General features: G+C 37.2%; 19 protein-coding genes and 1 tRNA gene. 10 read left to right on the top strand and 10 right to left on the bottom strand.

Annotated features, from left to right (window positions below; translation table 11 throughout):
- From EGI24_RS11890 to EGI24_RS11880, 3 genes are all read right to left on the bottom strand, one after another.
- Positions 1–282, bottom strand: a 282-nt coding sequence (locus EGI24_RS11890) for a hypothetical protein (protein ID WP_255048630.1), incomplete at its 3' end; no start/stop codon positions are given.
- Between the two features lie 154 nt (positions 283–436).
- Positions 437–1,105: a hypothetical protein gene (locus EGI24_RS11885; protein WP_255048629.1), complete on the bottom strand. Its 669-nt coding sequence runs from the start codon at positions 1,103–1,105 to the stop codon at positions 437–439.
- Positions 1,106–1,710: 605 nt separating this feature from the next.
- Positions 1,711–1,782, bottom strand: a tRNA-Glu gene (locus EGI24_RS11880).
- Between the two features lie 301 nt (positions 1,783–2,083).
- Here EGI24_RS11880 and EGI24_RS11875 point away from each other — a divergent pair.
- From EGI24_RS11875 to EGI24_RS11860, 4 genes are all read left to right on the top strand, one after another.
- Positions 2,084–4,579: a M14 metallopeptidase family protein gene (locus tag EGI24_RS11875; RefSeq protein WP_255048628.1), complete on the top strand. Its 2,496-nt coding sequence runs from the start codon at positions 2,084–2,086 to the stop codon at positions 4,577–4,579.
- Between the two features lie 127 nt (positions 4,580–4,706).
- Positions 4,707–6,218 (top strand): phosphatidylserine/phosphatidylglycerophosphate/cardiolipin synthase family protein, encoded by a 1,512-nt coding sequence (locus EGI24_RS11870; protein WP_255048627.1) that lies wholly within the window; start codon positions 4,707–4,709, stop codon positions 6,216–6,218.
- A gap of 236 nt (positions 6,219–6,454) precedes the next feature.
- A complete protein-coding gene (locus EGI24_RS11865) occupies positions 6,455–6,832 on the top strand; it encodes a GxxExxY protein (RefSeq protein ID WP_255048625.1) in 378 nt (125 codons plus the stop codon).
- Positions 6,833–7,367: 535 nt separating this feature from the next.
- Positions 7,368–9,152, top strand: a complete 1,785-nt coding sequence (locus EGI24_RS11860; protein WP_255048624.1) for a DEAD/DEAH box helicase — start codon at positions 7,368–7,370, stop codon at positions 9,150–9,152.
- Positions 9,153–9,551: 399 nt separating this feature from the next.
- Here the strand turns inward: EGI24_RS11860 and EGI24_RS11855 are convergent, their stop codons facing one another.
- The 7 genes from EGI24_RS11855 to EGI24_RS11825 all read right to left on the bottom strand — a co-directional run bounded on the left by EGI24_RS11855 (position 9,552) and on the right by EGI24_RS11825 (position 17,566).
- Positions 9,552–9,764: a hypothetical protein gene (locus EGI24_RS11855; protein ID WP_255048623.1), complete on the bottom strand. Its 213-nt coding sequence runs from the start codon at positions 9,762–9,764 to the stop codon at positions 9,552–9,554.
- A gap of 59 nt (positions 9,765–9,823) precedes the next feature.
- The gene (locus tag EGI24_RS11850) at positions 9,824–11,287 is read right to left on the bottom strand and encodes a sodium:solute symporter (RefSeq protein ID WP_255048622.1); all 1,464 of its coding nucleotides are present in this window, start codon (positions 11,285–11,287) and stop codon (positions 9,824–9,826) included.
- Positions 11,288–11,490: 203 nt separating this feature from the next.
- Positions 11,491–11,793: a LytTR family DNA-binding domain-containing protein gene (locus EGI24_RS11845; RefSeq protein WP_255048621.1), complete on the bottom strand. Its 303-nt coding sequence runs from the start codon at positions 11,791–11,793 to the stop codon at positions 11,491–11,493.
- Positions 11,794–11,853: 60 nt separating this feature from the next.
- Positions 11,854–12,465: a hypothetical protein gene (locus EGI24_RS11840; RefSeq protein WP_255048620.1), complete on the bottom strand. Its 612-nt coding sequence runs from the start codon at positions 12,463–12,465 to the stop codon at positions 11,854–11,856.
- A gap of 4 nt (positions 12,466–12,469) precedes the next feature.
- Positions 12,470–14,008 (bottom strand): apolipoprotein N-acyltransferase, encoded by a 1,539-nt coding sequence (gene lnt / locus EGI24_RS11835; RefSeq protein ID WP_255048619.1) that lies wholly within the window; start codon positions 14,006–14,008, stop codon positions 12,470–12,472.
- On the bottom strand, positions 14,008–15,489 hold the full coding sequence (locus tag EGI24_RS11830) for a hypothetical protein (RefSeq protein ID WP_255048618.1): 1,482 nt from the start codon (positions 15,487–15,489) through the stop codon (positions 14,008–14,010). The genes lnt and EGI24_RS11830 overlap by 1 nt, the downstream gene beginning before the upstream one ends.
- Positions 15,490–15,604: 115 nt before the next feature.
- Positions 15,605–17,566 carry a LamG domain-containing protein gene (locus EGI24_RS11825; protein ID WP_255048617.1) on the bottom strand — a complete coding sequence of 654 codons (1,962 nt, stop codon included), beginning with the start codon at positions 17,564–17,566 and terminating at the stop codon, positions 15,605–15,607.
- 174 nt (positions 17,567–17,740) lie between these two features.
- Here EGI24_RS11825 and EGI24_RS11820 point away from each other — a divergent pair, with 174 nt between their 5' ends.
- The 6 genes from EGI24_RS11820 to chrA all read left to right on the top strand — a co-directional run bounded on the left by EGI24_RS11820 (position 17,741) and on the right by chrA (position 23,490).
- Positions 17,741–19,591 (top strand): 7TM diverse intracellular signaling domain-containing protein, encoded by a 1,851-nt coding sequence (locus EGI24_RS11820; protein WP_255048616.1) that lies wholly within the window; start codon positions 17,741–17,743, stop codon positions 19,589–19,591.
- A gap of 26 nt (positions 19,592–19,617) precedes the next feature.
- A complete protein-coding gene (locus EGI24_RS11815) occupies positions 19,618–20,256 on the top strand; it encodes a response regulator transcription factor (RefSeq protein WP_255048615.1) in 639 nt (212 codons plus the stop codon).
- Between the two features lie 213 nt (positions 20,257–20,469).
- Positions 20,470–20,763 carry an ATP-dependent Clp protease adaptor ClpS gene (locus tag EGI24_RS11810; protein ID WP_255048614.1) on the top strand — a complete coding sequence of 98 codons (294 nt, stop codon included), beginning with the start codon at positions 20,470–20,472 and terminating at the stop codon, positions 20,761–20,763.
- Between the two features lie 12 nt (positions 20,764–20,775).
- Positions 20,776–21,378 (top strand): recombination mediator RecR, encoded by a 603-nt coding sequence (gene recR, locus EGI24_RS11805; RefSeq protein ID WP_255048613.1) that lies wholly within the window; start codon positions 20,776–20,778, stop codon positions 21,376–21,378.
- Between the two features lie 154 nt (positions 21,379–21,532).
- Complete coding sequence (locus EGI24_RS11800; RefSeq protein ID WP_409035477.1) at positions 21,533–22,225, top strand: superoxide dismutase; 693 nt, start codon at positions 21,533–21,535, stop codon at positions 22,223–22,225.
- An 89-nt stretch (positions 22,226–22,314) separates the two neighbouring features.
- A complete protein-coding gene (gene chrA, locus EGI24_RS11795; protein ID WP_262926198.1) occupies positions 22,315–23,490 on the top strand; it encodes a chromate efflux transporter in 1,176 nt (391 codons plus the stop codon).
- Positions 23,491–23,508: the final 18 nt, after the last annotated feature.

Genomic DNA, 23,508 nt, shown 5'->3' with positions numbered 1-23,508 from the left:
TTGATGAGCATGTAAGTATGATAACTCTGTCGCTTGCTCATGAAACCAAAAGATATTCTGATAAAACCTATAAGATTTTTCGTTGTGGCAAATTTCTTTGAATTTCTTAATGTAGTATTTTAAAGAAAATGAAACTATTTCACGTACTATATTTTGGTCTGGAAACGGTCCGAAGCCATATTTCTCGATAATAAGTCTGGAAAGTTCTGTCCTGAATTTTGCTTCAGCTATCTTCTCTCCTTTGAAAATATAATATTTGTCTTTTACAAAATGAATCGACATGGTATCTAGTTTTTATTCTTGGCCATTTAAAGGTTTTTATTTTTGTTAGTTGAGCAGTAATCAAAGGGTGTAAAGCCTTTGGATAAAAATTTATTGCAATGAGCATTAGAAACTACAAAAAATCAAACTAAGCTAAAGTTAAAATAATATAAAATTAATCTTTGAGGCAGTAACTTATGAGCTCATCTTCAATATCTTTCATTAAAATTATTAATTCGATGAACATTATTTGTTCAGAAATATCAATTCCATTTTTTGAATAACCTAAGCTTAATCCTTTCCATGTTATATTATCTATCTTTGGGTTATTAACTGTAACTTTGAAATTATGTGCCAATGCATTGCGTACTAACCAGCCAAATGTAAAAATAGTATTCCATTTTGTCGGATCTGTACCGAATACTTTAATTACTTTATCTTTTGTTGATTCCCAATATTGAATATATGTCGCTTGTCCTAGTGATAAAAAAACCTTTGCGAATCCGTCTAATCCTCCATTAATTTCTTCTTGGTCGGGAAAGGTTTTTTCTTTGAAATGTATGTTTATACTTTGAGGCCATCTATTGTCCATTAAATATTTGTAAATATCATACGGAAAAAAATAGTATATCTTGTTTGTGGCCTTAGTTCGTCCTTCAAAAAACAAATAGTGTCCCTCTTTATATGCTATGGCTTCAGTAAGGTAAGAGTCCATTAGCAAATTAGTTGAACAAACTCCAGCTAAAAATGAAACTACACCATCAAAAAAAACATATGAGTTATCAATTCGAATAAATTCAATTTTGTCTTCGGATCGCAAATAAAATATGTCTTGCTCGGTCATGATTTTAGTAAAACTGCTAAATCTTATATAAACAGATAAATTGAGGTAGCTAGCCGAATGTTTTCTATTAAACTAATATACTGAGGTATTTCATAGAAGGTACTTATATTGTTTACTGAGTCAAATATATGAGATATTTTTTTCTGAATGTGGGTCATGAATATTTTATTATCTGGCTGCTTTTGGGTAATTTAAATATTTTCGAAGGTTTGTTGTTTCGTGACCTGAAGAATTTATTAACTAATTGAAGTATTTTGAATTCAAAATGAAGGTTTTTAGAGTAATTTAGGTTTTTTTTATAATGAAAGCGGGGTCTCGACTACGCTCGACCTGACAGTAGAGATCTCAGAAATTTGTGCACAAAAAAAAGCCCCAAATTTGCATTTGAGGCTTCTTAATTTTCACTTCACATCTTTGGAGGCTACAATATCGCCTCTGCCTACGGGGAATCGATTGGACTGGCATCCCAGGCGAAACTTCACACCTTCGGAATGCCGCATCACCAGTATCATTCCCGAAATGGACGTGTTTAGTTTCAAAAATTTCGCACAAAAAAAGCCCCAAATTTGCATTTGAGGCTTCTTAATTTTCACTTCACAACTCTGTGACCCTACGGGGAATCGAACCCCGGTTTCATCCGTGAAAGGGACGTGTCCTAACCGCTAGACGATAGGGCCGACTGGTCCCATTTATCGAAATTGGCGTTTAAAAAACATCATTTTTTCTAAATGACCGATACCGTTTCCGTTATCGTGGTGCAAAAGTATAAGCTTTATTTTAATTACACAAGTGTTGATTTTAAATATTTCTGTTTTTGTTGAAATTCTTTTAATAATTCAATGAATTATCAGAAAAGGTAAATAAAATGCTGATTTTACTCATTTTCTCAGCAAATCGCTTTATTTTGGCGATTTGAGTGGCATTTTTTTGCTTAACCATCCTTTATGATTATTTTTGAACCCTAACCATTTATCTCGAATGCTCAATATCAACAAACTTGCACTTTTTCTGTTTTTTGTTTCACATGCTATTATAGCCCAAACGCTCAAATCGCCCGAAGAATACTTCGGAAATGCCACCGGCTCCAAGTTTCATTTTCACCACCAGTTGATAGGCTATGCCGAATATGTGGCGGCCAACAAACCCGAAAATGTGAAGATTTTTCCTTTGGGATTCACCACCGAAGGTCGTCCACAGATGATTGTGGCCATTGGATCCAAAGAAAATATCCAAAACATCGAGCAGATTCGTAAGTCCAACCTCCAAAACATTGGCCTCATGGCTGGAGCTGGCAATAAAAATATTCCGACGATTGCCTATTTGTCGTATAACGTACATGGCAACGAATCGGTAAATGCCGAAACTTCAGTGAAAGTGATTTACGAAATGGCCAACGGTACCTCGGATTTGGCCAAGAAAGTATTGAAAAATACCTTGATTTTGATAGATCCCTGCGTAAATCCCGACGGATTTGACCGTTACAGCCAGTGGTACAACCGCTATTTGGGCAAAAAGCCCGATTTGCATGCCGCCTCAGTAGAGCACCATGAGCCTTGGCCGGGTGGGAGATTTAACCACTATTTGTTTGACCTTAACAGAGACATTGCTTGGCAAACACAAAAAGAAACACAGCAACGTATCAAGTTTTATAATTCATGGATGCCGCACCTTCATGCCGATTTCCACGAAATGGGTCCCAACTCTACCTATTATTTCCCACCCTCGGCCAAGCCATTTCATGAAGATTTGACGGGCTTCCAAAGAGAATTTCAGGAGCTTTTGGGTCAATACAACAAAAAAGCATTTGATGAAAAAGGTTGGCTATATTTCACCAAAGAAAACTATGACTTGTTTTACCCAAGTTATGGAGACACATATCCGTCGTACAATGGAGCCATCGGCATGACCTTCGAGCAAGGCGGCGGAGGCCCGGCTGGATTGGCCTACAAAAGAAACGATGGGGATACCTTGACGCTGAAAGACAGGATTATGCATTCGTTTTCGACCAGCATGGGTGCTTTAGAGGCTTTGTCTGACAAATCGGAAAAGTCGATTGAGGAGTTCAACAAGTTTTTCAACGATGCCCAAGGCAAGGGCTTTGGCAAATACAAGTCTTATGTGATGAAGTTTAAGGGCAACGAAGCCAAAGTAAAAGCCTTGGCTGAGCAGTTGGATAAAATGCAAATTGAGTATTCGTTTGCCAATAAAAAATCTGCTGGGTCGGGTTTTAACTATCAAAACCAAAAAGAAGAAGCCTTTAGTGTGGATGAAAACGACATGATTGTTAATTCTTATCAGCCCAAAGGCGTTTTGGCCAAAATACTTTTCGAGCCAAAATCATATTTAGAAGACTCCAATACCTACGATATCACGGCATGGGCATTGCCTTATGCTTATGATTTGCCAGCTTTTGCTATGAGCCAAAGACTCAGCGGAGGTACAACCAAACCTAAGTTTGACAGCAAAGTAGAAATTGTGAATGGCAAAAGAGTTTTTGCATTTGCTTCAGAGGTCAGTTCGTTTGAAGAATCGAAGTTTCTGGCCCAACTTTTCAAAGAAAAAATCAAAGTAAGGCTGCAGGAAGCTCCTTTTAAAGCAGGTGGAAAAGACTTTGGTGCGGGTACCTTGTTGATTACCCGAAAAGGAAACGAGAATTTAGGTGAGAACTTCGAAGCCAAAGTGACGGCCATAGCCAAAGCTTTTGATATCAATTTGCTTCCGTTGTATTCGGGCTTGGTAGAAAGTGGTCCCGACATGGGGGCGAGCTCGGTAGATGTGTTGAATCCTCCGAAAATAGGTTTGATGGTAGGAGCGGGCATAACACCCACTGCAGCAGGCGATGTTTGGCATTTCTTTGATCAGCAATTGGACTACCCCATCACGTTGATTGATGGCTCTTACTTTGGCAGAGTTGACCTTTGGACGTTGGATGTTTTGATTCTGCCGAATGGTCAGTATGGAAACATCATAAAAGACCACAAGGAGGTGACACGCTGGGTAAGCGATGGCGGTAGAGTAATATTGCTGGAAAGTGCCAATGATTTTCTGGCAGGTAAGGATGGCATAGAATTGAAGTCGAAAAGCAAACCCGATGCTAAAAATGACATAAACAAAAGCTATGGTTCAAGAGACAGAGATGCCATTTCAGACCAGATTCCGGGAGCGATTTACAAAGTAAACCTCGATAACACACACCCTTTGGCTTATGGATATGAAAAAACTTCCAACGTAATGATCAAAAATACTTTGGACAATGAATACCTTAAAAACGGCTGGAATGTGGGCAAATTGGGAGAGCATGTGAGTGGTTTTGTGGGTCAAAATGTCAAAAAGACCATGAAAGATGCACCCGTATTCGCAGTGCAAGACCACGGAAAGGGCAAAATTATTCACTTGCTAGAAAGTCCAATTTTCAGGGGTTTTTGGTATGGAGGAAAACTCATGATGGCCAATGCTGCTTTTTTGGTGAGGTAGGTTTTCGGGTGTAATGGAACACGGATTTCGGCACGGATTTCGGACTTAACAAATCCGTGAAAATCAGCGTTATTTCCAATATCCGTTGCATCAGCGTGCCATTTCAAAGTAGTTAATATTACTAAAAATGAATAAACTCACTATATTTATTTTAGCAACATTCCTTTCTTGTTCCTCCAAAAAAGAGGAGCAAGAAACTGATTTTTGTTCGAAAGTTAAGCTGAAAGAATCGGGTGGACTCACACAGATTTTAATTCCATTCAAAGACAGCCTAAGCACCAAAACTGCCTCTTATGTGCTGGAAGATGGCGGAGGTTCACTAATTACCAGAGCTTGGTTTACCGAAAAAGCCGAAAAAAGCATTGATATTCAGTATTTTATATTTTCTACCGACAATGTGGGTCTCATAGCTTGTGATTATTTGGTCAGAGCGGCCGACCGAGGCGTAAAAGTCAGACTTTTGGTAGATGACATGATGGTAGACGCCGAATTGGAAGATATACTTACGCTCGACGCCCATCCCAACATCGACATAAAAGTGTATAATCCTGGTGTGAATTTAGGCAAAAATATCATCAATAAACTGAGTAAGTTCGCCACGGATTTCAGGTCGGCGAATCTGAGAATGCACAACAAAACCTTTATTGTAGATCAGCAAGTGGCCATCACAGGCGGTAGAAACATTGCCGACGAGTATTTTGACTACGACCACGAATACAATTTCAGAGACAGAGATATTTTGTTGATGGGAAAAGAAGTGAATACCATGCAGCAATCTTTTAAGCAATTTTGGGAAAGCGAATTGAGTGTGCCCGTGTCAAAAATCAGTGAGAAAAAGGTGGTTTACAACAAAAATGCTTATGCAAAACTCCACGAATATGCCTGCAATCCAGAGAATTTCTGGCCGCAAGTGCGAGAGGAGTTGGATAATTTTTCAGATACGTTTGACAAACTATTTACCTCCAAAAACTTTGTTTGGACTGCCGATGCCAGATTTGTGTCAGATTTGCCCGGAAAAAATAAAAACCAAAAAGGACTTTTGGGGGGTGGAGAAACGACACGGGAATTGATAAAGCTGATTAACAATGCTAAGAAATCTGTAGATATTCAGACACCTTATCTGATTACCACTGAAGTTGGAAAAATGGTTTTCGCTGATGCAGTGAGGCGGGGCGTAAAAGTACGGATACTGACCAATAGCATGGCTTCTACAGACAATGCGGAGGCGTTTAGTGGCTACCAAAGAGATAGAGCCAAGCTTTTGAAAACAGGCGTAGAAATCTATGAATTTAAGCCGGATGCCCAAGAGCGTTTCAAAATGATGACGGGTGCCTTACAAAAGAAAATGAATTTCACGCCGATTTTTGGACTTCATGTCAAGTCTATGGTGGTAGATGGGCAGCTGGCGGTGGTAGGCACCTTCAACCTCGACCCCAGAAGTGCGAATCTGAATACCGAGTGTTTTGTAGTAATAAATTCTAAAACCTTAGCAAATGGCGTATTAGAAAACATGGAAACCGATTTTCTCCCCGAAAACTCGTGGCGAACCACCGCAAAATTCAACCCCGACAAAGAAGTAAACCTCTCCAAACGCCTAAAAGTAATGAGTAGGAGGGTGGTGCCGAAGGAGATATTGTGAGGTTTGTTTTCTTGATTAATACGTTGATAGTAAAGTTATTGTGGTTTGTTATTCCACAAAGGCTCACAAAGAAATGCACAAAGGTCCACAAAGGAAATCGTCCATCTAAGTTGATATTCTGTCTAGAAGAATCTTAATTCAAAGTGTTAAACTCTTTGTGGAACTTTGTGAAACAGCTTTTTTAGGAATAAGATTTTTTCGTTAATTTCGGATAGTTAAAACTAAAAAACACAATCATGGAAAAAACTGAAAACGAACTATCCAACATCATAATAGGCTGTGCCATAGAAGTTCACAGGCAACTCGGTCCTGGACTTTTGGAATCTGCTTACCAAGAATGCCTTTATTTTGAACTTAAAAATCAAGGTCTAAATGTTGTAAAAGAAAAACCAATACCCATCATTTACAAAGATGTCAAACTTGACCATGGTTATCGTTTAGATTTACTAGTAAATAATAAGGTGGTAATTGAAATTAAAACTGTCGAGGCATTTACTGAAGTTCATACAGCCCAAGTTTTAACCTATCTCAAGTTGGGGAATTACAAATTGGGTCTTTTACTTAATTTCTATGTGAGTTCTCTAAAATCTGGCATAAAACGTATTATAAATTAATAGGAACTATTTTAATCTTAGAAATTGCACATAGCATATCACAAAATGTAAATCCTTTATTAAATAGGAATCTGAATGATTGTCTTAAACAATAAATAATTTTGCTTTATATTTTCTGAGGTAATTGTATTTCATAATTGATATGTTGACCACGGGAATCTTAATTCGAATCTGAAACTCTTTGTGCAACTTTGTGTCTTTTTTTGTGAAACTTTGTGTAACAGTATATTACTCTGATAAGATTTTGGCCATAAAACATCATAATCCCATCCTAGAATTGTCTTATTCCAAGAATAATACTGAATTGATATTGCTAAGAAAAATATTCTCATTACCTTTGCATCGTTTTTAATCGAACTATCCGTTCGAGACTCTGCAAATGGCTAAAGGAATTCGACTCCTTTTATTTTTCCCTTCAGAGCAGGCAACGGATACAATCCGTGATGTTCACGTAAGGGCGTATCGCAATCGCCTCATTTTATTTTATTATTTTCAAAAATTCGGTCGTTAGCGAAACGCCCGACAAACAGATTTTATGCAAACAGTTAAGTTTACAGATTTCCCTGTGTCTGAGTATATACTCCAAGCAGTGGAAGCAATGGGATTCGAGAACACTACACCTATTCAAGCAGCCGCTATTCCAGTGGTTTTATCGGGTAGAGACGTTATTGGGCAAGCTCAAACAGGTACAGGTAAAACCGCAGCTTTCGGTATACCGGCCATCGAGCACGTAGATGTGGAGAATCGTGCTACACAAGTATTGATTATGTGTCCAACCAGAGAGTTGGCCCTTCAAGTAAAAGAGCAAATCACTGCTCTAGCGAAATTTAAAAAAGGATTATTGGTAACGGCCATCTATGGTGGTGAGTCTTACGAAAGACAATTTGCTAACCTTAAAAGAGGTACACAAATAGTAGTAGGTACACCAGGTAGAATCATGGACCACATCGAAAAGAAAACTTTGAAATTAGACAATATTTCAATGGTGATTTTGGATGAGGCAGACGAAATGTTGAACATGGGCTTTAGAGAAGATATCGAGCAGATATTGTCTCACGCTCCAGAAGAAAGACAAACCGTTCTTTTCTCAGCTACCATGTCAAAAGACATATTGAATATCACTAAGAAATTCCAGAAAAATCCTGAGATTATCAAAGTGACTAAAAATGAGATCACTAACGTAAATATTGACCAGTCGTTTTATTTGGTAAAAAGAGAAGCCAAGTTTGAATTGATGGTACGTTTGATCGACGTGCATGATTTACAGTTGATGTTGGTATTCTGTAATACCAAATCGAAAGTAGACGAATTGGTAGAAGACCTACAAGCACAAGGCTATGCAGCTGAAGGCTTACACGGAGACTTACGCCAAGCAGCTAGAAACCAGGTAATGAACAAGTTCCGTAACGGAAACACAAAAATATTGGTAGCTACGGACGTGGCCGCTAGAGGTATCGACGTAAGCGGTGTGGACGCCGTATTCAACTTCGATCTTCCGATGGATCTTGAGTATTATGTACACCGTATCGGTCGTACAGGTAGAGCGGGTAAATTGGGCAGAGCGTTCTTGTTTATCAGTAAAAGAGACCGCAACAGAATGAGAGATTTGGAAAACTACACCAAGTCGGCCATTCCACAAGGACAAATACCCACACAAGCTGACATGACGAAAGCTCGTCAAAACAAGTTTGTAGAGAAAATCAAAGCGAACATTCAAGAAGAAGGCAACGAGGCTTTCGAAGGAATAGTGGATCAGTTGAAAGAAGAAGGTTTCTTGACACACCAAATCGTATCGGCCTTGATGCGTATGCAGTCTGGAACAGTTAGAAAATCAAGCTTTAAAGATCATGAGCTTTCTGACGATGCCGGAAGAGGAACCGAAAGAAGAACTGAAAGCAGATTTGGTGGTAGAAACGAAAGACCAACAGGTGGCAGAGGATACGAAAGAGGTGGAGATTCACAAAGAAACGGAAGTTTTGAGCGTAGAGGAGATGCCACTAGAAGTCGCAGCAGATTTGAAGGTTCTGAAAGCCCAAGACCTAGACGTGAGTTTGGTTCTGGAGCTCCAACAGGCGTAGCCGAAGCTGGTATGACCAGATTGTTCCTAAACTTAGGAAGAAAAGACAACGTATCTCCAAACCATATCGTGGGTGCTATTGCCTCTGAAGCAAAAATACCTGGAAAGGCTATTGGTCAAATAGATATGTACGATAAATTTAGCTTTATTGAAGTGGCTCACAAAGACGTAAGTCGTGTGATAGACGGCATGAAAGGTAAAACCATCAATGCTCGCGAAGCGAATATTGAGGTGGCGAAATAAGAATTAGATTATGTTTTTATAAATGAAAGTGGATCAGCGATGGTCCACTTTTTTTGGTTTTTAGGGAATAGGTGTCACATTTTTAGCAGAATCTTTAGAAATACAAAATAGAAACTTAGCTTGTTAAATCCCACATAAATCCCATAAAATTACCCCTTGGCATTTTTGAATAAACATATAAAGATAAAAAAATTATAAACCATGCTATGCAATCAAAAATATTCCATTTCTCACGAATTAGATTCACAATCAATACGATGAAATGAATCACCAAGCCTAAAACAATAAAAAATATAAACAAAATATCTCCGCCCCCCTGATGATTAAATAAGATTAGACAGCTAACTCCAAAATAAGTAAAAAATATCAATATTTGTCTTAGAAACCTTTTCCCAACGTTCATTTTTTAGTTCCATTTTTCAAATATTCCTCTTTGAATTCACTGAAAGGCCTTCCAGAACTTTTGTTCATTCTCTCCTCGCCTTCAAAAGTGTCTAACATATCGAAATAGTATTGAACTTTTTTGCTGGACTTAACGAGCTTAAGTTCCTTCGAGTTTTCATTATTAGAAGTAAAGACCTTCGTACTTTTTTCAAAAATTGATTTATCCATTATCCAATAATATTAATTTCCTAATCCGTGTCCAATCCATAAAATCCGTGTTCTAAACATTACTTTTTTCTAAAAATCATCAAACCAATAATGGTTATCAATCCATTCAAAAGCAAATTTTCAAAACCGAAAATATAGCCTGTATATTTCTCAATAAGTATCACTGAATAGTAAGTGAGAATAGGAGAGGCGATACAAATAAATGGAACATATTTGTCGATTACATTTCTTTTGGTATAAATTCCGTAAGAAAAAAGCCCTAAAAGAGGTCCATAGGTATAGCTCGCAATTTTATAAACCGCTGAAATAACATCAGAATTATTCAGAACATTGAAAATCAGAATAACGATTACGAAAATGACTGAAAAACCAATATGAACTCGGTTTTTGATTTTAATTCTTTCGGCTTCAGGCTTATTTTCTACATCCATAAAATCTATTGAAAATGCTGTGGTTAAGGCTGTTAATGCAGAGTCTGAACTTGCATAAGTGGCAGCAGTAATACCAATTAAAAAGGTGACACCCACTAAAATTCCCGCTAAGCCAAAACTTGGATCGCTGAACACTTTTAAGGCCATCATAGGGTATAAATCATCGGTATTTGTAGGCGTCTGTATGCCTTTTTGAGAGGCATACATGTATAATAATGCACCTAAACTCAAGAACATTAAGTTTACAATAACCAAGGTTACGGTAAACCAAAACATGTTTTTCTGGGCTTCTTTTATGTTTTTGCATGTCAGGTTTTTCTGCATCAAATCTTGGTCTAAACCCGTCATTACGATGGCAATAAATGCCCCACTAATGAATAATTTGAAGAAATTCTTTGCATCTCCCCAGCCTCCGTCAAAAAAGAAAGTCTCAGACAATGGGCTTGAATAGACCTGTCCAAGCATTTCTCCAAAACCTAAATTTAGTTGTTTGGCAATAAGGTAAATGGTCATTGCTACCGCTGTTATCAAAAAGAAAGTTTGAAGGGTGTCAGTAATAACGATGGTCTTTATTCCTCCTTTAAAAGTATAAACCCAAATGAGGGCGATAGTAAAAATTACAGAAAGCTCAAAAGGTACTCCAAGTGGATCATAAATGGCTATTTGTAGCACTTTGGCAGCGATGAAAAGTCTAACTGCTGAGCCCAAGGTGCGGGAAAGTAAAAAGAAAGCAGAGCCGGTTTTGTATGACCAAAAGCCAAAACGAGTTTTTAAGTAGCCATAAATAGAAATCAAGTTTAACCTATAATACAATGGCATCAAAACCGTACCAATGAAAACATATCCTGCGGTAAAACCCAGTACCATTTGAAAATAGGAGAAGAATTTTGTTCCAACGGCTCCAGGTACAGAAACAAACGTAACCCCAGAAATACTCGTGCCAATCATACCAAAAGCCACTAACCACCAAGGCACCGATTTATTGGCAGTAAAAAACGAGTTTGAATCAGCTCCTTTTGAGGTTTTTATGGAAATGAGAATGAGAATAAAAAAGTAAACGAATAAGATTCCAAGTGCTAAATAGGGCGTCATAGAAAAGGGTTTTTAGAAATACTAGGGCAAATATGTGGCAAAAAATGCAAAATTCTCCTTTTTGATTCAGAATATTACATTTTTAAAACTCTCCCAATTAGCCTAACTTAGAAATTTTATCGGCAATCAAACAAAATCTGACTGGTAAACAGAGGCTTCATTTTTAGATATTCTGGTTTTACTCTTAGCAGCTTTAGAAAATTCTAATCAAATTCAGAGAACAAAAAAGTTCTCCTTCGAGATATCTTAAAACAATTTCCATTCTGCAAATACGCATACATTTTACCAGCTTCACTTTTAACTTTGCCCAAAAAATCGGTATTTATAATAATTGATCGATTTATTCTAAGAAAATTAGAAGGAAGTTTATGTTTTTTTTCGAAATACCCTAAAGTATAGCTTGAATAATAACTAGTGCCATCTTTAAAATAAATTGTAGTGTAATTTATATCTGCCACTAAATGTATTATTTCATTCGGAACAATTTTACGTGTTTTAGTTTTCATGATTTTTATAATTGAGAATGGAAGATATGCTCTCGAAATTCATCTTCCATTCTAAAAGTATCAATTACCAAATTTCTTCTTCAATTCCTCAATTTCCTTTTGCTGCTGAATGGTGTAAAGCGTCAATTCCTCCACTTTTTCGAGCAATTTGGATACCATTTCATCGATAGAAATGCCATTTTTTACAACTTCTTGAGCTGAAGGAACATTTGGTAAATGTTTATTTTCGCTGATGAATTTTGATACCTCTTGCAATGACATCAGCTTGTAAGTCTTGTCAAAAACCTTATCTGACCACTGATTTTCGTTTTCATATTTCATCTTGAAGGAGTTCAATACAAACAAGCCTTTTTCGTCTAATTCAAGGAAATTGCGGTCGTTTATTTTGAATGCAGGAGAATTGTAGGCAGTTCGCATGTTAAAAACACCTTTTACGTCGAGGCGATATCTCGGATTCGAAAGGCCAATACCGACTTTCACGAGTGTGGTATCTCCCAACACCAAGCCATCATCAACGGAAACTTTGGCATTATAACCTAAGGCCGAAGCTCTTTCTAAAGAGTTTTGGTTTAATCCGACGCCGCCTGCGTATCTACCAAAATAGCTGGCACTCTGCCCAAATGATTGCAAACTAATCAACAGTAATACGGAATAAAGAAATGCTTTTTTCATGATTTTAAACGGTTTTATTTTTCTTAAATAATTCGAAATAAAAAATTAAAAGTATTAACCAGACCAAAACACATCCAAGAAAGAACCTTGGGTGCTTGGTATAAAAGCTCTTTTTTGAATTGCACAGAACTTCTTGGGTACTAAATTCAGTAGTGAACCAGGGGATTTTACCATAGATTTTACCGAATGGGTCAATAAAACAAGAAATGCCACCATTTGAACATCTGGCTATGGTTCTTCGGTTTTCGATGGCCCGCAAGCGTGTAAAGCTCAATAATTGCTTGGCTCCGGCAGTTTTTCCAAACCAAGCATCGTTGTTCATCAGGGCTATAAATTCTGCATTTTGCATCACTAAAGTGGCTATTTTTTCAGGGTGCATTTGCTCCCAGCAGATACTTAGTGCCACTTTAAAGTTTTCATTTTCAAAATTTTTATAATCAAAAACCAAAGGTTCTTTGCCTCTTTCCATTGCTGAACCTCTAAGCGAAGGAGTTTTTTCAAAATAAGGCGTGAGCTCTACAAATGGCAAACCATATTGTTTTTGATATACTTTCACATCGCTGGGTTTAATTTTTAATGAGTCCCAAAACATGGCCAATTGTGGTGTAAAAACCAATGCATTGTTTCTAAAAACAGCCTTATTACTACTATCGGGGTACTCCGCATAACCGATGGCCACCGAGGTTTGCCAAGCTGCAATAGATTTTTTTGTAAAGTCCAATAATACCGAATCTTGAAAAAGCGAAAGCGGAAATGCCGCCTCGGGCAAAAGTAATAAATCTGGCTGGGTATTTTTTACTGCTGAATCTGATAAGCTTACGATTTGATCAAATGTTTTTTGGACCGTCAAACTATCTTGATGGTAGCTGTCAATGTTAGTTTGAATCAAACTCACTTTTGTCTTTTTGTTTGATGAACTCAGAACGCTTTTTGGATTAAAAGAAACTACATAGTAAGAATAGAAAAGCGGAACTACCAGCCAAATGAATAGGTAAGCAAAGTTTTTAACTTTCCTATTTGCTAAAGCCAATGCTAGTAAACTGTTCATCATTACCACCCAAAAACTGATGCCCCACATTCCTGTAAGATCCGCAAACTGAACCAGCCAGGTGTTATTTGTTTGTGTGTAAGGCAACATGTAGATTTGTAAACTATGCGGTACTTGGTGGGCCAGGAAATCTAAAAGTGTCCATAAAAATGGAAGTAGCAGCAGAGCTTTACTCCAACCGAATCTTTTGTTTGAATAATAAAAAACACAGAGTGGTACCAGTAAAAATAAAAACTGAGAAAATACACAGATCAAAAACGCTGAAAAACTATATAGATTTACCCACCAAGCCTCAACTGACATGGTAATAATGCAGAGCAAACTTGCCTTTACAAGATATATTTTAAAAGCATTACTTTTTTGGTTTTCGAGCAAAAAAGGAACGAATGCAATCCAAGCCAAAATACCCGATGGAATTGGATGATAGCTAGGATATGACAAGCCTAATAGAATTCCGCTGAGTATCCAAGAATATTTTATTAAAATTTTGGTCATTATTTTATATCAAAAACATAACTAAAGCGAGAATTTGACTTCCCTTTATTTATTTCTCTTACTTCAAAACCTTCAGGTGTTTTCTTAGATACAAATAACCCTTTTCCGTCACCTTCCATTTGTAGATTGATGATCAAGTCTTCAGGGTTTTCAACTTTCCTATTAAATTTTATAAAAGCAGCACCTTTTTTAAGATTCGCAAAACCACTTTGTTTTTCTATGTTGGTAGTATTTGGAGTTGTAGATTCGGCAGAGATTCTTGCAGAAGGGCTTGATCCCATAATCCGCCAGCCCGTTCCATCAAAATAATAAAAGCCAGGAGTTTCATCAATCTGATAAATCAATAGCCCTTCAGCTGGAGAAGCAGGACGATTGGCCTTTGCAATGCGAGGAATCAAAATGCCCGAATTCTCACTTTTTACATCTAAAATGGCGGATGGATGTGCCGTGTCATTGTCTGTGTTTATCGTAACTCCTTTCGAGTCATTGCTTAGTTTTACATCGTTTCCTTCGGTTAAAGTTGCCGTTGGAACCACTTTTCTATATTCAAAAAAACTAATATTGGCTGTACCGCTTGAGCTTGAAGCTACTCCTCTGAAATACACGCCCTCTTTTGTCAAAAAACTTATCCAAATATAATTTCCTTCCAGCGTATAGGCAGTAGCTTCATCGGGGCGAGTATATCTTTGGCTTGTAACAACTATGCGTAAGCACTCATACACACCATCGGGAGTTGATATCGTTCCGAAGGCATCAACCATCGAACTTTGAATGTATTTTGTGAGTGTTTGATTGGAAAAATAATCTTTTTCTTCAAACGTTGTCGAGAAATTATCCCCTAAATCAAAAGGTACATCGGCATATTCATAGTCAGGCTCTTCATCAAAATTGTCGTCACCGCCAACTTCTACATCGTAGCTTGTGCCCAGATGGTCAACGCCGTCGTTATCAATAAAAAAATGGTCATATTCGTCCAGTAATCTGTCATTGTTGTCAAAATAATAGCTTCGCATGACTTTATTTGCTCCCGAAATTTCCAAGCCAGCGGGTACAGTGTTTGGGTTAATAAAATCGCTTCTACCTACACCCGAAATACCTGACACAAGATTTGCGGGTAAAGTCCAAGTTTGGGGAGAAGTACTGTTTGCTGTACCAACGTTCATACTAAAGCCCCCATTTTCTTTTTGGTATAGCAACCAAGTATTTCCAATACTGGAAATGGTATTAAAATCTGAATAGCCGATTGAAATTGCCGTGTTAGTTTGAGCAACCGAAAGTTGTTTCTGAGTATTTTTCAAGTTTAAGGCACTTACATCAAAGGTTTGTAACATTTTGGGTTTGATAGCCGAAGCACTTTTTCTTGAACCAGGATACCCATGGTTTTGAGGCCCTCCCATAGTGTTCGCAAACAAATAATGATTAATACCAAAAAAGAAGACACTGAAAATGATTAGTTTCTCGAATTGTATAAAATGTTTCATAGTATAAATTTTATTTTGACTAAATTAGGATAGCGATAAATCTTTGTGCAAAACTAAGTGCAGTGTGGTTTTTAAAAAATAGGTGCTAACCCTCATTTTTGGTTGAATGTAAATTTCAATTACACCCTGCTAAGATTTTTGTCAAGTAAATTGCACCGCCCGAAACCTCAAAACCAGGGTTCATTTCAATCTTATTTCCTGCCTGATAAGTTGTATTTCCACCAGTAATTTTGTTTGTAGCCGTGATGACTTGATTTGCCTTTTGCAAGTTTGTTCCCGATGAAATATTATCGTTGGACGAAGTAAAGGTTTGTGTTGTTGGACAAGGCATTACGGAGAGTGTTAGATTGGCCGTTCCAAGATTGCTACAAAGCCCTGCGGTGGGTGTAAAACTATAAGTTGTAGTAGCCAAATTATTAAATGCAGGTGTCCAAGTTCCTGTAATTCCATTGTTTGAAATCGAGGATAGTGGCGAAGCGACTGTCCCCGAAAAAATGGAAGGTAAAGCTGAAAATGTGGGTAAAATCGTATTATTTGTGCAAGAAACTCCACTTGTAAGGCCGCCCGTAGCCAAAAAATTTGAATAGAAATTTCCGCAACTTTTATCGAAATTATTTAAAGTTGCATGATTATTATTGCCCGAAGCATCGGTCACACTTAAAATCGAGGTATTTATTCCGCTGCCAGATCCTTGATTGAAATGCAGGTTTATAACAAGTCCACAGTCAGCAGTCGGAATTTCACAATTGTACCTACTCTGAATCTCGGCTTGGCTCAAAGCCCGATTCCATACTCTAAATTCGTCCAGTTGTCCAGCCATGGGGTAATTGCCTCCTCCTCCTCGGGTACCAATAAACATATCCTTTGTACTCGAAACAACTGGTGTGGTCAGCGGATTTGCACCATTGTTTGTCAGCGGAATTTCTACGCCATTGATATACATTTTTGCCAGTCCAATGCTCGGATTATAGACACACGCTACGTATATCCAAGTATTAGGTGTAATTGTATTCACTCCACCATCTAACCAAACGCCATGTGTTGGTATAAACCTAATATTATTGCCCAATGCACCGCCCGTATGGATTTCCATTAATTCAAAATCTTTACTACAAATAAAGTCAACGAAATTATCCGAACGCCCCCATTTTAACCAAGTTTCAATGGTAAACTGAGTCATATTCAGACTTGAATTATGGGGAATTTGTAAATTATCATCAATGCCATCAAAACTAAGAGCTGCCCCTGCGGCAAGATTGATACTCAAATTCAAAATTTCGGTATGGCAACCATTTACAGAAGTATAAGTTCCTGATGAGTTATAAGTTACGTTGTTTACGCTCCAAGTATAAGAGTCGCAAGTTGTTATATTAGTGGTATTGCTTGTACTCGGATTTACTACTACAGTCATGGAAGGCTCTATACCTGCTATTTGGCATTGTTGAAGAGTAGGCTTAAAAAAGTAGGTAGTAGTGCTTGTATTATTTATAGCTGGAGTCCAAGTTCCAGAAATGCCATTTATTGAGGTTGTAGGTAAAATTAAATTTGTTCCAGAGCAAATTGGTTGAATTTGGTCGAAAATAGGTGTAGGTTCAATCGTATTTGGAGTTATTGAGATTGGCACCATGGCCTCATTCGTACAACGTCTTGATGAAGGTGTAAAAGTATATATTTGATTAAGCATTGAACTGTTAAATGCAGGAAACCAAGTCCCCGTTATGCCCTCATTTGAAGTTGTGGGCAAAGTATATGCGGCACCCTCACAAATCACTGGTATGGTGAATCTTGGAGTAACTGGGCTTTTAACTTCTATAATCATAGTAGTTGTGGTAAAGCATGGCATTCCTGGCATAGCTGGCATGGGTGTAAAAGTATAGGTGGTTGTTGCTGTATTACTGATAGTAGCAGGCGACCACGTACCGTTAGCTCCATTGTTAGATGTTGGAGGTAAAAAAAGGTAATCAACATTCTCACCTTCACAAATCGGTGGTATTTGATTAAACGTTGGCGTTATACAAGTTTGTGCTACTGCAAACTGCGTAAGCAAACAGAAGAAAAATATAGGAAAGTATTTCATAGTGAAGGCTTGATACCCTTTCAGGAAACTGGTTTTTGGCTAATTTATTGAGCAAAATTACGTTTTTGCCATTCCTCAAAAAATAGGTGCTAACCCTCATTTTTAGGGGGAAATATCTGTTTTATTGAAAACTTTAATACTTTTGATTTCAATCTTAGTTTTTTAACCATTGGTATGTCTCTCCGATTTCTTTATCTCTTACTCTCTTTGTTTGTCTTTTCTGCAAAAGGACAAGTAACCGATATTGGAAATTTGACAGAAAGAGTTTCTTTAGAAAAAATCACAATGGTTTTTAAAGATTCTGAGCGAAATTTGACCATAAATGAGCTTTTGCAAGAAAATAATGCGAATTTTGAGCCAATTTCAAACCTAAATATTGGTGTAACGTACTCAAATTATTGGCTGAAATTTAGTTTTGATAATTCTACTCAAACTGAAATAACCAAACTTTTAGCCCTTGAAAGTATTGTCAACGAAGACGTGTATTTATACAAAATCGTCAATCAGAAAGTGGTCGAAACTACGGTTGTTGGCGTGAATTTTCCGTTTTCTACAAGACCCATAAAATACCGAACACCTGTTTTTGAAATCAAGCTTTCACCCAATCAGCAGGTAGATTATTATCTAAAAACTATAGGAAACGGACAGCCACGAAATCTTACAGGCGAACTGCTAACAGCACAAGGATTTTATCAATGGGATGTGTCGAAAATGTTCTTTTTGGGCATAGTTTATGGTATTTTAATATTGATAATAGTGTTTAATCTATCGTTTTTTTTCATCACGAAAGAAAAAATCTACATTATTTTCTTGCTACAAGTGGCATTTTCTACTTTGGCGATAGCCTATTTCGATGGCTTTGTTTATCAATATATTTTTCCGAATAGCGGTTATTGGAGTAGCCAGTCGATAGCCGTCGCATTGTGTCTTACTTTTATTTGTTCTAATCGCTTTACAAGTGAATTTTTCAATCTTAAAACATTAGTGCCGTGGGCCTATAAAACATTCGGTTTTGCTACCTATCTGATTTATGCATTGTTAGCTTTTTCGTTTGTGCATCCGTGGGGATTTAATACATTTATTGTATTGATGAATGCCCTCACTTCGTTGGTAGCTTTATTGCTTTTTGTGTCGATATTGGCGGCTAAACGACAAGGTTTTGCCTCCTATATTTTTGGTTTAATAGCCACAGTTTGCTTGATTATTTTTGGTTCTGTATTTCAGTTATTCCTCACCGGACTCTTGCCAGATGTATTCGTAACGCATTACGCCATGCACATTGCGGTACTAACGCAATCAGTGCTTTTGGCTTTGGCGGTCAATGATAAATTCCGAATTATCAGAGAAGAAAACACCTATTATCAAGAAAAGTTAGTAGAAGCATTAAACCAATATTCACAAAATTTGATAAGTAGTATCGAAGCCGAAAGACAGCGTTTGGCTGCCGATATTCATGATGGTTTGGGACAAAATTTACTAACAATTCGGAATAAAATTTTGCGGACGCTTAATCAAAAATCGATTACAGATAATATGCAAGAAACCCTAAATATTTTGCTGGATATAACGACCGAAACCCTCGACGATACGCGTTCGATGGCATATAATTTGCGTCCGCCGATTTTGAGTGCAATGGGTTTGACGGTTGCTATTCAAGTTTTGGTCGAAAAAATGCGAGATTCCTCTAAGCTAAAAATTGCACTAAAAATGGACGAATCTGTTGATGGTGTTGTGCCAAAAGAACTTGATATTAATATTTACAGAATCCTGCAAGAAAGCTTCAACAATGTAGTGAAACACTCAAAAGCCACTAAAATTTATTTAAAAATCATCCGAAAAGCACAAAGTCTTGAAATTTTGTTTCAAGATAATGGCATAGGATTTAATCAAAATGTTGGAGTAAACGGACAGGGCATTATTGGCATAAAAGAAAGAGTTGCCTTGCTTGGAGGAACGATAAATATCACTTCGGAAATAGGAGCTGGAACACAAATATTGATACAAATTCCAATCGTTAAATTATAAAATCCCCCGTTGGGGGTAAGAGGGCTATGAAAACTATCAAAATAATTATCGCAGACGACCATCCATTGTTTCTGAAAGGCTTGAAAGACACCCTTGCTGATGAAATTGACTTTGAAATTCTTGATTCGGCCTGTAATGGACAAGAAGCCTTAGAGAAAATCATTGCTTTGCAACCCGACGTAGCCACGCTCGACTTGGATATGCCCTTGATGAATGGCATTGAAGTGGCAAAAGTGCTGCTAAAAGACCATAAAAATATCAAGATTGTGATTTTAAGTATGCACAAAGACGCCGATATTATTCGGGCAGCAATGGCACTGGGTATCAGCGGTTATGTCTTTAAAGACGATGCCGTCAATGACTTGGTTTCTGCCATCAGAGTAGCCTATGAGGGCGGACACTACATTTCGGTCGACAACACAAAGGCTTTTGTATTTGTCAATGATAACAACGAATTGATAGGCGATTTGACCAAAATGGAAAAACTGATTTTGAAGGAAATCGCCTTACAAAAAACAACCAAACAAATAGCCGACGAAAACTTTATCAGCACCAAAACCGTAGAAAATCACCGAGCCAATATCTGCCGGAAACTTAATTTGAGTGGTAACAATGCCTTGCTGAAATTTGCTTTGAAAGTGAGCGATTCGCTGAAAACTACTTGAAAGCATTCAAATCAAAGCCAATTGTAAATATCTATCGATTTACAAATTGAAATTTAATCTTAAAGTTCTTTATTGATATGTCATTTTTTAATAGAAAATAATTCTGAATTATTATATCAATAATATTTTAATTGCGTAAATAAATATTAACCTATATCTTCAAGTTTTTCAAAAACCTGATAAATTTGTAAAAAAATCATAAGGTACTGTAATATGAAGTTTGCACCCCAGACAGACGTAGAGGTTTTGATTGAGGACGAAGTAGTGGTTGACGATGTAAAGTTGTATTCCATTGTTGTTTTCAACGACGAAGTCAATACTTTTGACCATGTGATAGACACGCTCATTGAGGTATGTGAGCACTCCCAAGAGCAAGCCGAACAATGCACACTCATCATTCATTTCAAAGGAAAGTGTTCGGTGAAAAATGGGGATTTTGATGAATTAAAGCCCATCAGAAATGCCATTTGTCAAAGAGGAATATCGGCTGAAATATTACTTCGTTAAATACAGAAAAGATTGAATTATCCCTCTAAACTAATAGAAGACGCTGTAAACGAAATCTCAAAATTGCCAGGAATTGGCAAGAAGTCTGCTTTGAGATTGGCTCTTCACATGTTAAAATCTGAAAAAAGCCAAGCCCACAATCTCAGTAATTCACTGATAAATCTGGTAGAAAAAACTACTTACTGTATTACTTGTCACAATATTTCTGATGCAGAAATATGTCAGATTTGTGGCTCTCACAGAAGAGATTCATCAATCCTTGCAGTTGTACAAGATTCCAAAGACGTGTTGGCAATTGAGAACACCAGTCAGTTTCAGGGCAAATACCATGTTTTGGGAGGAATCATTTCACCTATTCAAGGAATAGGTCCACAAGATTTGAATATTGAAAGTCTGTTGACCAGAATCCAAAGCAATCCTGAAATCAAAGAAATTATTTTGGCTCTCAGTCCAACCATGGAAGGCGATACCACTGCTTTTTATATCAGAAAAAAACTGAAAGATTTAACAGTAAAAGTAAGTACCATAGCCAGAGGAATACCTATCGGCGGTGATTTAGAATATACAGACGAAATTACGCTCGGTAGAAGTATTCTGAGTAGGGTGGAATTTTAATTGTTTCTGCTCATATTTTATAGATTTTTACCTTTCTTTTTTTTTTGAATAAATTGTTCTAAAAGTGCCCACTGAAAAACTTTCAAAGTATATTTTCAGCTTAGTTTCCATATTTTCTTTAAATTGAGGTCTCAATTACTTTAATACAACAATCATGACAAGAAAAGATTTTGTTTCTTCATTGTTTCTAGGCCTTGCTGGTACAAAAGCGATGGCCAATACTACTAACAATATTTTCAATACCGCAGATGCATTTACATTGCCAAATTTGCCTTTTGCATACAATGCCTTGGAACCATTTATTGATGCCCAAACCATGGAAATTCACCATAGCAAGCATCATCAGGCCTATGTGACCAATTTAAACAAGGCGGTGCTTGGCACTCCCAACGAGTTTACGCCCTTGGTGGATATAATAAAAAACATCAGTAAGTCAACGGTAGCGGTTCGCAATAATGGCGGAGGACATTGGAATCATACGTTTTTTTGGGAGATACTTTCCCCAAAAACCACTGCTCCTTCAGAAAATCTGATGACCATGATTAACAGAGATTTTGGAAGTCTGGAAAAAATGCAAGCGGACTTTAACGCGGCAGCTACCAGCAGATTTGGCTCTGGTTGGGCTTGGCTGATTGTGCAAGACAATAAATTGAAAATTTGTTCAACGCCAAATCAAGATAATCCCCTCATGGATGTTGCTGAGGTAAAAGGTACGCCAATTTTGGGCTTAGACGTATGGGAACATGCATATTATCTTAAATACCAAAACAAAAGAGCGGATTATATAAAGGCGTTTTGGAATATTGTTAACTGGGATAAAGTAGATAAAAATTTAAAAAAAGCATAAATTAAATGGCATAGATTAACCTGTGCCATTTTTTGATTTTAGAAACCTTAAACCATTATTTCGACATTTGGTCGGGTGAATAAGTAATTTTGGAGACAAAGAAAATAAGATATATTATATTTTTAAAGGATGTTTTAATTCTTTCTTTGACCTGTTTTGGTGGGCCACAGGCACACTTGGCTATGTTTATTAAGCGTTTGGTTTTGCAGCATAGGTATGTCACTGAGGAAGAACTCATGGAAATGCAGGCTTTGTGCCAATTATTGCCAGGTCCTACCTCCACACAGACGATTACTGCCATCGGATTTAAATTAGGCGGAGCTAAACTTTCTTATCTTACTTTACTGATTTGGATCTTGCCAGCTACGGTCTTTATGGGTATCACAGCTTTGGGAATTTCATTCTTTGAGAAAGGAACACTTGTCAGACTTACGCAGTTTATAAAGCCGATGGGGGTAGCCTTTATATTTTTTGCTGCATATATTATTGGTAAAAAGGTTATTAATTCCAAAACTTCGGTTTTTCTCATGTTACTTGCAGCCATTTTAGGCTTTATATACCGATCGCCTTATTTAACCCCCTTTTTGATCCTTTTTGGAGGATTAGTGGCCTCTTTTAAATATAGCAAGCAAGCCAAAATGGAAAAACGGCCCATTAGAATCCAATGGTCTAATTTTATTCTTTGGGCAGGAGTTTTTGCGTTGGTAATATTTGTGGGAACTTTTACAAAATCACTTCCTGTAAGGCTATTTGAAAATTTTTATCGAAACGGGAGTTTTGCTTTTGGTGGGGGTCACATTCTTAAGCCATTGTTATTCAATGAGTTCGTTGAATTTAAAAACTATCTCAGTGCCGATGAATTTTTATCAGGCATTGCTCTAGCAGAAATGGTACCCGGCCCTACTTTTTCCATTGCTTCTTATGTGGGTTCACTTTCTATGCGAAGTTGGGGCATGAGTGGTCAAATATTGGGGTCATTGGTGGCTTCAGTGGGTATTTTTTTACCTGGTATTTTTATGATTTTCTTTGTGATTCGTTTCTGGGAGCAACTCAAGCAATTCAGGGGAATAAGGGCATCTTTGGAAGGAATAAATGCCACTTCTACGGGTTTGACATTAGCAGCTGCTATATCTTTATTTCAGCCAATGGTGGGTAGTTCTATAAATATTATTACTATTCTTGTAACATTGGCTTTGTTGTATTCAGAAAAAATCCCCAGTTATCTTATAATAATTGGAGGGATTTGCCTTGGATATGTAGTTTGATTTTCAATAAATAAATAT

This window comes from Lacihabitans sp. CS3-21 (genome assembly GCF_024343675.1).
Classification (GTDB): Bacteria; Bacteroidota; Bacteroidia; order Cytophagales; family Spirosomataceae; genus Leadbetterella.
Note: the sequence above shows the minus strand (reverse complement) of the source record. Positions and strands in the feature narration are given on the sequence as shown.